The following is a 12,066-nucleotide window of genomic DNA, read 5'->3' as shown; positions in this document are numbered from 1 at the left end:
TAGGTTCTAATACTGAATGTCCGCACCCGAATTTTCTGAGGAGTCATAATGAGAACCATGCGTTGCTATCCAGAGGCTTGGCCTCTCCATTCTGCGTTTGTTATTTCCCGCGGAAGCCGCAGTGAAGCAAAAGTTGTGGTTGTCGAGATTGAGGAAGCGGGTATTCGTGCTGTTGGTGAATGTACCCCATACCCACATTATGGAGAAAGTGAATCTTCGGTGATGGCGCAGTTGGCCTTGGTAGTCAGTGCCATAGAGCAGGGCATTTCGCGTGAGACCTTACAACAGCTATTACCCGCTGGAGCCGCCAGGAATGCGGTAGATTGCGCATTATGGCAGTTGGAATGTTTGCAAAATCAGCAAAGTTTATGGCATATGACTCAAACGACACCCATCCTCCATCTCTCGATGGCCCAGACAGTCAGTATCGGTACCCCGGAAGCCATGGCGTACAGTGCGAGTGCATTGGTGAATTTGGGTGCCAAGCTGTTGAAAATAAAGTTGGATGACCATCTTATTGCTGAGCGTTTGGTGGCTATTCGTAGCGCTGCTCCCGACGCGACATTGATTGTGGATGCCAATGAGTCCTGGCGTCCAGAGGGCTTGGCTGCGCGTTGCCAATTATTGGCAGATTTAGGCGTGGCGATGTTGGAGCAACCGCTGCCCGCAGGGCAGGATGACTCGTTACAGAATTTTATTCACCCATTGCCTATTTGCGCTGATGAAAGTTGCCATACACGTGCTGATTTGGCGGGCCTGGTGGGGCGTTATGAAATGGTCAACATCAAGCTGGATAAAAGTGGCGGGTTAACAGAAGCATTGTTGTTAGCCGAACAAGCTAAATCGCTCGGATTTGCCATTATGCTCGGCTGCATGTTGTGCACTTCACGGGCTGTTCGTGCTGCATTACCCCTGGCTTCAGGTGCTCGTTTTGTTGATCTCGATGGCCCTACCTGGCTACAACAGGATGTCGATGACGGGTTACATTTCTCGACTGGCGCTATCGATTTGTCGGCTTAATCTGCCAGGGTCAGCAAGTCAATCAGAGCCGGCAGATAACATTCACTGGCGGCATCGGCAGAAATGGGCGGTAATTCTGCGGTAATACAGGGTAAGTGAATGTCTGCACACCAGCTACCAAATGACCCCGGCGTGGCGTAACCCACACTGGTGACAAGGGGCAAGTCAAAATTCGCCGCCAGTCGCTCACCTAGCGCTGAGCTGTCGGGGTCTTCAATACAGGCCAATGGTTCATGAAAGGAAACCACCCAGCGCGGGGCCAGTTGGCTTATTAATGCGCACAAGTCTTGAGTTTCGGGTTCTGAACCTGCATATACGCCGGTTGATAGCACCACATCTCGTGCATCCGCCGCACTATTCCAACGGTATACCGTTTCGCCCGCCTGCCAGTTTTTTGCCGGAAAATTACGATTAAGGTCCACACCATTGGCATTCGCCCGCAACCCCAGTTGGCATCCATCAGGATTGACTGCCAAGATGACATGGTGGCGCTGTTGTTCCGGTGAAATACTGCGCAATGCACAGGATAGCGCCACAATTGCCGCACTTTCATCGCCATGGGTTCCGGCAATAATCAGCCCAGTTTGTGCGGATGGGGTGGGGGCCGGGAAATAAAGCAGCGGCGCGCCCAAGCGGGATGTGCCGTAGCGTTGCCCTAAAGTGACCAGATTTCCCCGTGCAGTTCGGGGGCGATATTGGCTCATAATATTCTCTGTTATTCCGAATAGGTGCGTATTATATTTAACATAGCATTTAATATTATCATATTGAATCAATAAGTTATTTTGTGATGGGTAAACTAATGCGCCTAATTAGTGATGCATACTGCATTTGGTTTCTGATGGCAGAATTGCACTCTATAGCGCGACTGGAGACAGTATTTTTATTTTACCATCGTCATGGTGGCCCCTAATCTGCTAGTTTATGTTGATGAGATATTGTTACTAATTTCGCTGAAATGGATCGACAACGAAAAGGTTATTAATTATGCGCTATTTCCGTTATGCATTGTGTGCCGCATTAGTTGGTGCAACGCTGGGCGCGGCAAATGCTGCTGATGTCCCTGCGGGCACCATACTGGCTGATAAACAAGAACTTGTTCGTCATATTAAAGACGAGCCAGCCTCTCTCGACCCGATGAAAGCTGTGGGGTTAATCGAGGCGCAGGTTGCCCGTGATTTGTTTGAAGGATTGGTTAATCAAGATGCGCATGGCCAGATAATTCCCGGTGTTGCGACCAACTGGAAAACGGCAGATAACCAAACCTATATATTCACGTTGCGCAAAGATGCTAAATGGTCGAATGGTCAGCCTGTGACCGCGCAGGATTTTGTTTATAGTTGGCGCCGTTTGGTTGACCCTAAAAGTTTATCTCCTTTCGCTTGGTTTGCCGAACTGGCCGGAATGGAAAATGCGCAACAGATTATTGCGGGGAAAATGCCGCCAGAAGCTCTTGGGGTCAGTGCAGTTAATGATTACACCCTTAAAGTTAAACTCAGTAAGCCGGTGCCTTATTTCCCCAGTTTGACTGCAAACTTCAGTTTATTCCCAGTCCCCGCCAGCGTGGTTGAAAAATATGGTAATGACTGGACTAAAGTGGGTAATTTGGTAGGGAATGGCGCATTTAAATTACAAGATAGAGTTGTAAATGAGAAATTAGTCTTGGTGCCCAACGACTATTATTGGGATCATGCCCATACTGTTCTAACGAAAGTGACTTTCATTCCTATCAATCAGGAAGCCAATGCCACCAAGCGCTATCAAGCTGGTGATATTGATATTACCGAGTCCTTCCCAAAAAATTTGTATCAGAAATTATTAAAAGATATTCCTGATCAAGTTTATACGCCGGATCAGCTAGGCACTTATTATTACGCATTTAATACCCAACGTGCGCCAACCAATGATGTTCGGGTGCGCAAAGCATTATCTTATGCTATAGACCGCAAAATTATTGCTGAAAAAGTCTTGGGTACGGGGGAGAAACCTGCGTATCACTTTACCCCCGATGTCACTGCTGGTTATCATCCGGTAGCCAATTTATTGCAGCAGCAAGACCAGGAAGAACTCAACGCACAAGCTAAAGCACTGTTGCATGCGGCGGGTTACGGGCCGGATAAACCACTGAAATTATCTTTGCTATATAATACTTCGGATAATAATCAGAAGTTAGCCATTGCCATTGCTTCAATGTGGAAGAAGACATTGGGGGTGGATGTTCAAATGATTAACCAAGAGTGGAAGACCTATATCGATAGCCGAAATACCGGTAATTTTGATGTAGTCCGCGCATCATGGGTCGGGGATTATAATGAGCCGTCCACCTTCTTGTCATTATTGACCTCTACTCACAGTGGGAATATCGCTAAATTTAAGAGTGCAAATTATGATCGTTTGCTGAGCGAAGCGGGTAAGCAAACTAATCCTAAAGCGCTAAGTGATGATTATAATAAAGCCGAGCAGATTATTGCTGAACAAGTCCCAATAGCACCCATATATCAATTCACAAATGGGCGTTTAATTAAACCCTGGGTGAAAGGTTACCCGATAACTAATCCTGAAGATGTGGCTTATAGCCAAATGATTTATATCATCAAGCACTAATGGGTGTTTTTTATGGTTAACGTTTGATAGTTAATGTTGATAAAAGCATAATCCGCCAGCGTAAGTGGCGGATTATGTTTATATGATGATTATCATATAAAACAAATAGGCTATTTACGGCTGCGCCGCTTAGGAACAATGGCCGATATCGAGATCATAAATCCGGTTAGTGATGCGACTATCAGTGGAAATATAAATGCATCAGATGTTCTTAGTGGGTTGTTTATATCTAAAATTATTACAAATAAGAATATGCTTGTGGCAAATGTTGACGATGAATATAATTCGTTAAGTTTATATTGTAGATTTTCCAAGGCAAATGGCGGTGTTTTTTTGGAAATACAATCCCATGCAATATGAACTAACATGTAAGAAACACAAATAATACAATAGAATTTTGCCAACTCATCAGTGGTTTGCGGTGAGTACCAGTGGGAAGATAGTGACTCCAATGTCGTTCACCAAACTTTGCTTAGATAAAAACCTGCAATTAATACGCTCCCAATAGCTGAAAATGTAAATGCAAGGGAAGTGGTCACTGTCAATGCGGGCACTAAAAAAGACAGGCCACCGGTAAATGCAAATCCCGCTCCTGCGCCACCAATGAGTGCTTTCATTAACGTAATGAAGTTGGTTTCCATAATCAATATCCCTTGAATATATCGTGTTGATAATTTGCAAGAATTGTACATCAAAGCTGTGCATGACCCTTGTGCCTTTATCATTATGTATCCTTAATTCCACTGTTAAAGATATAAGTTCTGTCGTCCTAAAACTTATACTGAATGTATCTGCTATTGCTGCTAAATGATTAATAGATAACGGCCTTGATTATTTTATGGAACAGTAAGTTATCCTGATGCATTACCTTTAAAGATTGAGTTGCGGACGTTACACTGAGCCTATTGCAGGATAAATGCTGAAATAGAGGAAATTGTCGTGGATCTAGTCGAAGGAAAAGCACTTCAGGTTTCTGATGCCGTTTATGCCTATCAACTTGATGGTAAAGGGGGCGTGACTTCCATTGATACCGATGCCATCGCCACCGCAGAGCAGCCTTGCTGGCTGCATCTGGATTACACACACCCAGAAAGTGCTGCCTGGCTGCAAAATACTCCGTTACTCCCAGAGGTTGTTCGGGATGGTCTTGCTGGTGAAAGCGTCCGCCCGAAAGTGACTCGCATGGGTGATGGCACGATGATAACGTTGCGGGGCATCAATTTTAATAATGATGCTCGCCCAGACCAATTAGTCACCATCCGGGTTTATATCACGGATAAGTTGATTGTCTCGACCCGACATCGCAAAGTTTACTCTATTGATGATGTGTTGAATGATTTACAAAGTGGCACCGGCCCGACTAACAGCGGCAACTGGCTGGTGGAGATTGCTGATGGCGTGACCGACCATGCCAATGAATTTATTGAAGATTTACACGATAAAATCATCGATCTTGAAGATGATTTACTGGAACAAAAAATTCCACAACGTGGGCAAATGGCTTTGCTTCGTAAGCAGTTGATTGTATTGCGCCGGTATATGGCACCACAGCGCGATGTTTTCTCCCGGTTGGCCAGTGAGCGCTTGCCGTGGATGAATGATGACGAGCGACGCCGTATGCAGGAAATCTCAGAACGTTTGGGGCGAGGCTTAGAGGATTTAGACTCTAGCATTGCGCGTACTGCGGTGTTATCCGATGAAATTAGCTCATTAATGGCCGATGCGATGAACCGGCGCACCTATACCATGTCAATGTTGGCTATGGTGTTTTTACCGACCACTTTTTTGACCGGCTTATTTGGTGTTAACCTCGGTGGCATTCCTGGGAATACCTATTCTTTTGGTTTTGCGACATTTTGTATGATGTTGGTGCTGTTGGTTGTAGGTGTTGCGTGGTGGTTAAAACGCAGTAAATGGCTCTAATGAGTCACTGACGGTTGAGTAAAAGAGTGTGTCAGATAGGGCGCTAATCACTGTAAAATTGAGCAATATCAACATTTGGCAGTGATGGCTGAGGCATTATCATTTTGCAGGTGAATGCAACGTCAAGCGATGGGCGTTGCGCTCCATATTTGTAATACTTTTATTTTGAATTACTGCATAGCACATAATTGTTACGATGCCGATGTTATCTCAACATCGGCATTTTTTTTGCATTTTTTAGTGAAAACAATGAGGTAGGATAGGGCGAGAGCGTTGCCTCTCAACTCTTATTGTCGAGAGGCAATATCAGTCAGTGGTTTATTTTATTTCTAGCACGTCGAGACGAACCAGTGGCTGTTTTTCACTATCTTCATCATCTTCTGGTTGCCAGCCAACAGGTTGCAGTGGCAACTCTTCGCGGTCAAAAGCTAAATCTCCGCCGTCAACAATCTCACTGTTGTGTGTAATATTTTTAAAATCAAATAGCTGGTGATCATTTAAATGTGACGGCACGACATTTTGCATCGCGCTGAACATAGTTTCAATCCGCCCTGGATACTGTTTATCCCAGTCACGTAGCATATCTTTGATAACCTGGCGTTGCAGGTTGGGTTGCGAGCCACATAAGTTACAAGGAATTATTGGATATTCTCTGGCAACAGCGAAACGCTCAATATCTTTTTCACGGCAGTAGGCCAATGGGCGGATAACCACATGTTTGCCATCGTCGCTCATCAATTTTGGTGGCATGCCTTTCAGCTTCCCGCCATAAAACATATTCAGGAACAGCGTTTGCAGAATATCATCGCGATGATGACCAAGCGCGATTTTGGTTGCCCCTAGCTCAGTTGCAGTGCGGTATAAAATCCCACGGCGCAGGCGCGAGCAGAGTGAACAGGTGGTTTTCCCTTCCGGAATAATGTCTTTCACAATCCCGTAAGTGTTTTCTTCGACAATCTTGTATTCAACACCTTGTTTGTCCAGATAGGCCGGCAGGATATCTTCAGGGAAGCCCGGCTGTTTCTGATCCAAATTAACGGCGATGAGGGTGAAGTTAATCGGCGCGCTTTTTTGCAGGCTTTGCAAAATATCCAACATGGTGTAACTGTCTTTGCCTCCTGACAGGCAAACCATCACGCGGTCACCTTCTTCAATCATGTTGAAATCAGCAATCGCCTGACCCACATTGCGGCGCAGACGCTTGTTTAACTTGTTCAAATCGTAGTGTTCTTTTTTATTAACCACTTGTTTATCTTGCATTTGTTCGTGACTCATATCCAGTTAGAGGCATGACAGGGCATGTTGCTATGACACAAGTTTATCATCCAATAAGTGTATATACCCGTCATACTTCAAGCTGTATGCGCGTTGGCTGTGCTCAATAACCCGAATCACTTACTCATGTAAGCTCATCGGGATTAATGAGCCTCATCCCTGAGGCTCACCCTGCGGGCTAGCATAAATGCTGTTCAAATCGGTTCCCGACCGATTTGTTTCTCTCTTGCCGCCTTCCTACAACTCGAATTATTTAGGGTGTATTTTAATTTATTAATGAGTCATTTTTCATGGTGGCCTGAGTGATTATTTATACGAAAACATTTGAATTCACCACTGTTTTAATAATTGCCCCATCCTGAACATCAACAAAATCGGCAACGATAATCCCCATTATTTGTTTTTCTCGATATTGTTTGCAGAACCAAATGTTCATTCCATCTATCAAATGATGGCCTTGCGCCCCGGAATAGGGTGTTAACAAACCGGATATACTGGTGAAGTTAATATATATATCTTGGGCACGTTTTTTCTGTGCATCTTTGAGCAGAATATCAATAAATTTTCTTTTAAAATGAAGGCTTAATGCGGTATAACCATCATAATTGTCTTGGACATAAATATTAAAGCCTTTGTTTTTAATTTCAAATGTGGCGTCATCTTTCCAGCGAGAGGCATTAATGCCCACTTTATCACCAGAGTAACGCCGTAATAATACTATCTTTCCTCTTACATCCCCAATGGTAGGTATTTTATTTTGCAGATAAAATAATTTATTATGCGGGTTGATATATCTCTCCTGCATAATTTCATTAAATCCTTTAGTGCTTTTTTCAGTGGTATGTTCTTGTTTAACCGATAAAATAATGAACTCTGTCGGGTTGCGTTTAATAAAGTCAATGCAGGTAGTGAGAAAGTCACCAAATTGTTGTTTTAAAAAAACAGCTCCGTGGTGCATAGTGAATACATTATTAATAAGGCGACATCTGGCATCTAAAAATCGAATGCCATGTTCAAGTTGCTCTCTTATATTCCATGTTTGTGTTTGCGTAAATCCAGCACCTAATACATTGGAGCGAAATGATGCGGAATCATGTGTTCCAGGAATGGAAATTTGGCTTAATAACTGTGAATCACTCAGCCGGGACATCCAATTTTTCATGTTCATAATATCCTCCTTGTCAGTGAGAGCCGAAAGTAACCCAGTGAGTTATTCTGTGGACATTCCAAATTTAGATGTAGGAGTAATAGAAATCATCACCAAATAAAAAGCCAGTCAGTAGATAACTGACTGGCTTGTGGGGCTGGCGCATTAATTTAGACCATTATTCGGTCGGCGTTTTATCCGTTTTTCCGGCTAACAAGCTAAGGAAATCATAGCGTTTTTTCAGGTCTTTTTCAGCCTCAGCATACAACTGCGCCGCCACATCTGGCTCTTGTGTGTTGAGCCGCCGGAAGCGCTGCTCATTGAGTAATGTGGTGGTCAAATCGCTGTTTGGTGGGCGGGAATCCAGTGCTAAGGCCACTTTGCCCTCGTCGGTACGGCGTGGGTCAAAACGATACAGTGGCCAGAAACCGGTGGCGGTTAATTGCTTCATTTGATCATGGCTGTAGGCCAAGTCATAACCGTGCTCTTCACAAGGGCTATAGGCAATAATCAATGATGGGCCGGGGTAGGATTCGGCTTCCTGAATAGCTTTAACCGTTTGATTGAGCTGCGCACCTAACGAAATTTGCGCGACATAGACATGGCCGTACATCATCATGCTAACACCCAAATCTTTGCGTGCCTTACGTTTGCCGTGCTCACCAAACTTGGTCACCGCCCCCAGCGGGGTGGCTTTGGATTGCTGACCACCGGTATTGGAGTAACATTGGGTATCCAGTACCAGCACATTGACGTTTTCGGTCAAGCTGAGTACATGGTCTAAACCACCAAAGCCAATATCATAGGCCCAGCCGTCGCCGCCAATCAGCCAGATAGATTTATCGACCAGATAATCTGCATCCGTGGCTAATTGTTGGGCATCATTGCCCGGAATCTCTTTTAATAGCTGGCGCAGTTGGGTGACTTGTTCACGGCGGACTTCGGGTGTTGCATCCTCATTGAGTAATTGCCCAACCAAATCCTGCGGCAACTGTGGAGCTAACTGGTTTATCAAGCGAGTGACACGTTGGCGATGTTGGTCAACCGTCAGACGAAAGCCCAGACCAAACTCGGCATTATCCTCGAACAGTGAGTTAGCCCAAGCTGGGCCACGGCCATCCGCGTTGGTGGTATACGGCGTCGTGGGCAGGTTGCCACCATAGATTGAGGAGCAACCGGTGGCGTTAGCAATCAACAGACGATCGCCATACAACTGAGTCAGTAATTTAATATACGGTGTTTCTCCACAACCGGAGCAAGCACCGGAATATTCAAACAGCGGCGAAATCAGCTGTGAAGTTCGGATATCAATACGCTCCATTTGCGTTTTATCGATTTCCGGCAGTTTGAGGAAGAAATCATAGTGCGCTTTTTCTTCCACCAGATGTGCCAGCCGTGGCTGCATATTGATGGCTTTGATTTCTGGGTTCTGCCGATCTTTCGCCGGGCAGACTTCATAACAAAGATTACATCCGGTGCAATCCTCTGGGGCGACTTGCAATACATATTTCTGCCCCCGCATATCACGGGCTTTGACATCCAGCGATTGTAAGCTGTCTGGCGCACCCAACATAGCATCCGGCTGTACTACTTTGGCGCGAATTGCCGAGTGCGGGCAAGCAGCAACGCAGTGGTTACACTGGGTACACAGATCCGGCTGCCAGATAGGAATATCTTCAGCAATATTGCGTTTTTCCCACTGGGTGGTGCCCACCGGCCAGGTGCCATCAGGTGGGAAGGCCGAAACGGGCAGGGCATCGCCCAAACCGGCTAGCATGGTGGCGGTGACGGTTTTAACGAAATCGGGCGCTTGATCAGAGACAATCGGTGGGCGCATCGGGCTATTTTCATCAATCGGTTGCAATGGAATTTCGACTAATGCATCCAGGGTAGCATCCAGCGCTTGCCAGTTGCGGGTAACAATTTCCGGCCCTTTATTACTGTAGCTGCGGTCAATGGCCGCCCGTAATTGTTCCTGCGCCATGGCGGTGGGCAAGATTTGCGTCAGATGGAAGAACGCCATCTGCATGACGGTATTAATACGCGCGCCCAGTTTGCATTCGCGGGCAATTTTTGCCGCATTAATCACAAATAAGCGGGCTTTGCGCTGGTGCAGTACCGCCTGAACTTCTTGCGGCAGGCGCTGCCACATTTCATCCGCGCTGAACGGGGTGTTAATTAAGAAAATCCCCCCCGGTTTCAAGCGCTCAGCCATTTGATAAGTATCAATAAACTGTAACTGGTGACAGCCGACAAAATCGGCCTGGCTGATGAGATAGGCTGAGTTAATCGGCGTTTTGCTGACTCGCAAGTGAGAGACCGTCAGGCCACCGGCCTTTTTCGAGTCGTAGACAAAATAGCCTTGCGCATACAGTGAGGTGCTGTTGCCGATAATCTTAATATTATTTTTGGTCGCAGAGACCGAGCCGTCACTGCCAAGGCCGTAGAACAGCGCCTCCAAAGTGGCACGTTGCTCGATTTTCTCATCGGTGAGTGGCAATGACAGGCCGGTCACGTCATCAAAAATCCCCACGGTAAAGCGCGGGCGCGGCAGGTCAACAGATAATTCTTTGAATACCGCCAGCGCACAGTCGGGGCCAAACTCTTTGGAGGACAGCCCATAGCGGCCGCCGATCACTTTCGGCAATGTTGCCCGCTCACCCCGGCTATAAGCTTCCGCCAGCGCGGTCATGACATCGAGATAAAGCGGTTCGGCCAGTGCGCCGGGTTCTTTGGTGCGGTCCAATACGGCAATTTTAGTCACGGATGGCGGCAAGACACTGAGAAGATGTTCAGCAGAGAAAGGACGGAATAACCGCACTTTCAACACGCCGACTTTCTCACCGCGCGTGAGCAGGCTATCAATCACTTCTTCACAAGTGCCAATGGCTGACCCCATCAGAATAATAACGCGCTCCGCCTGTGGGTGGCCGTAATATTCAAATGGCTTATATTCGCGCCCGGTGGCCGCGGCAAAAGCCTGCATGGCATCGGCAACATGTTGGTAAGTATTGTTATACCAAGGATTGGTCGCTTCGCGAGACTGGAAATAGGTATCCGGGTTAGCGGAGGTACCGCGCACCACCGGATGGTCTGGCGAAAGCGCCCGGCTGCGGTGGCCGTCTATCCCTTTTTGTGGCAATAGCTGGCGCAGTGTGTCATCGCTGAGTGGCACAATTTTATTGATTTCGTGCGAGGTGCGGAATCCATCAAAGAAATGAATAAATGGGATGCGGCTATTGAGTGTGGCCACTTGGGAAATCAAAGCAAAATCTTGTGCTTCTTGCACGCTGCTGGCGCATAGCATGGCGCAACCGGTTTGGCGCACCGCCATCACATCAGAATGGTCACCAAAGATAGACAGCGCGTGGGTCGCGATGGTGCGGGCCGCAACATGGAGGACAAAAGGTGTCAGCTCGCCCGCCAGCTTGTAGAGGGTGGGGATCATCAACAGTAATCCCTGCGAGGAGGTAAACGAGGTCGATAATGCGCCGGTTTGCAGTGCGCCATGCACAGTAGCAATGGCTCCGCCTTCAGACTGCATTTCAACTACGCGGGGAACATCCCCCCAGATATTAACTTTCCCATCGCCAGACCAAGCATCAGCTTGTTCGGCCATGGTAGAGCTTGGCGTAATAGGGTAGATAGCAATAACTTCACTGGCACGATAGGCCACAGAAGCTACTGCACTGTTACCGTCAGTAGTAATCATTAATTTATACCTTCACATTGCTTATCATGCAGAGAGCACTTTTTTTGCAGAAACACTAGTTTTGCAGAGCATAAAAGTGCTAATGGGGGCGTCTCTGACTGTTATCTGATTATTTGAACTAATAGCGAAATTCTAGCAGAGAGTATTTTTGTCAGTTATCGCATTTGTGTGACGGCGGGGCCGCCAGATTATGTGGAGAATAAGGTGAATTGCGGGGCTGGCGGTATATTGAGGCTTTCAGATAATAATTATTACAATTAGAAAACTATTTATAATAACAATGAGGTTTCACTTATTACGAACAGCACAATAAATGCGCTGTAATTTGGCTTGGTTGTGAAATATTTGTGAAGTACAAATCGATTTAATGAACATTTAATTGCGG

Annotated in this window: 9 protein-coding genes; 4 read left to right on the top strand and 5 right to left on the bottom strand. The window is 46.3% G+C overall.

Going from position 1 to position 12,066, the window contains the following annotated elements:
- Positions 1–48 precede the first annotated feature (48 nt).
- Complete coding sequence (gene ycjG, locus OP863_RS10405) at positions 49–1,020, top strand: L-Ala-D/L-Glu epimerase (protein ID WP_265525232.1); 972 nt, start codon at positions 49–51, stop codon at positions 1,018–1,020.
- Here ycjG and mpaA read toward each other — a convergent pair.
- The gene (gene mpaA, locus OP863_RS10400; protein ID WP_145588951.1) at positions 1,017–1,724 is read right to left on the bottom strand and encodes a murein tripeptide amidase MpaA; all 708 of its coding nucleotides are present in this window, start codon (positions 1,722–1,724) and stop codon (positions 1,017–1,019) included. The genes ycjG and mpaA overlap by 4 nt on opposite strands.
- 283 nt (positions 1,725–2,007) lie before the next feature.
- Here mpaA and OP863_RS10395 point away from each other — a divergent pair, with 283 nt between their 5' ends.
- Together OP863_RS10395 and OP863_RS10390 are read left to right on the top strand one after the other, a co-directional pair.
- Positions 2,008–3,624 carry a peptide ABC transporter substrate-binding protein gene (locus OP863_RS10395; RefSeq protein WP_038632736.1) on the top strand — a complete coding sequence of 539 codons (1,617 nt, stop codon included), beginning with the start codon at positions 2,008–2,010 and terminating at the stop codon, positions 3,622–3,624.
- Positions 3,625–3,762: 138 nt separating this feature from the next.
- Positions 3,763–3,984 carry a hypothetical protein gene (locus tag OP863_RS10390; RefSeq protein WP_038632738.1) on the top strand — a complete coding sequence of 74 codons (222 nt, stop codon included), beginning with the start codon at positions 3,763–3,765 and terminating at the stop codon, positions 3,982–3,984.
- 98 nt (positions 3,985–4,082) lie between these two features.
- Here OP863_RS10390 and OP863_RS10385 read toward each other — a convergent pair whose 3' ends face one another.
- On the bottom strand, positions 4,083–4,265 hold the full coding sequence (locus OP863_RS10385) for a hypothetical protein (protein ID WP_038632740.1): 183 nt from the start codon (positions 4,263–4,265) through the stop codon (positions 4,083–4,085).
- A gap of 298 nt (positions 4,266–4,563) precedes the next feature.
- Between OP863_RS10385 and zntB the strand changes: the two genes are divergently transcribed.
- A complete protein-coding gene (gene zntB, locus OP863_RS10380; protein ID WP_265525231.1) occupies positions 4,564–5,547 on the top strand; it encodes a zinc transporter ZntB in 984 nt (327 codons plus the stop codon).
- 318 nt (positions 5,548–5,865) lie between these two features.
- Here the strand turns inward: zntB and ttcA are convergent, their stop codons facing one another.
- The 3 genes from ttcA to nifJ form a co-directional block, all read right to left on the bottom strand.
- Positions 5,866–6,807, bottom strand: coding sequence for a tRNA 2-thiocytidine(32) synthetase TtcA (gene ttcA / locus OP863_RS10375; RefSeq protein ID WP_265525230.1), 942 nt, complete (start codon positions 6,805–6,807; stop codon positions 5,866–5,868).
- A 325-nt stretch (positions 6,808–7,132) separates the two neighbouring features.
- Positions 7,133–7,990, bottom strand: coding sequence for a phosphatidylinositol-specific phospholipase C (locus tag OP863_RS10370; protein ID WP_145588953.1), 858 nt, complete (start codon positions 7,988–7,990; stop codon positions 7,133–7,135).
- Positions 7,991–8,147: 157 nt separating this feature from the next.
- On the bottom strand, positions 8,148–11,681 hold the full coding sequence (nifJ, locus tag OP863_RS10365) for a pyruvate:ferredoxin (flavodoxin) oxidoreductase (RefSeq protein WP_265525229.1): 3,534 nt from the start codon (positions 11,679–11,681) through the stop codon (positions 8,148–8,150).
- Positions 11,682–12,066: the final 385 nt, after the last annotated feature.

Origin of the sequence: Yersinia sp. SCPM-O-B-9106 (C-191) (assembly GCF_026183365.1) — a bacterium.
GTDB classification, from domain to species: Bacteria; Pseudomonadota; Gammaproteobacteria; order Enterobacterales; family Enterobacteriaceae; genus Yersinia; species Yersinia rochesterensis.
This window is presented reverse-complemented; position numbering and strand designations above follow the sequence as displayed.

What these genes read in the sequence shown, in the direction of transcription:
- ycjG (WP_265525232.1), top strand. Translation starts at nt 49, where the DNA reads ATGAGAACCATGCGTTGCTATCCAGAGGCTTGGCCTCTCCATTCTGCG.
- mpaA (WP_145588951.1), bottom strand. Translation starts at nt 1,724, where the DNA reads ATGAGCCAATATCGCCCCCGAACTGCACGGGGAAATCTGGTCACTTTA.
- OP863_RS10395 (WP_038632736.1), top strand. Translation starts at nt 2,008, where the DNA reads ATGCGCTATTTCCGTTATGCATTGTGTGCCGCATTAGTTGGTGCAACG.
- OP863_RS10390 (WP_038632738.1), top strand. Translation starts at nt 3,763, where the DNA reads ATGGCCGATATCGAGATCATAAATCCGGTTAGTGATGCGACTATCAGT.
- OP863_RS10385 (WP_038632740.1), bottom strand. Translation starts at nt 4,265, where the DNA reads ATGGAAACCAACTTCATTACGTTAATGAAAGCACTCATTGGTGGCGCA.
- ttcA (WP_265525230.1), bottom strand. Translation starts at nt 6,807, where the DNA reads ATGCAAGATAAACAAGTGGTTAATAAAAAAGAACACTACGATTTGAAC.
- OP863_RS10370 (WP_145588953.1), bottom strand. Translation starts at nt 7,990, where the DNA reads ATGAACATGAAAAATTGGATGTCCCGGCTGAGTGATTCACAGTTATTA.
- nifJ (WP_265525229.1), bottom strand. Translation starts at nt 11,681, where the DNA reads ATGATTACTACTGACGGTAACAGTGCAGTAGCTTCTGTGGCCTATCGT.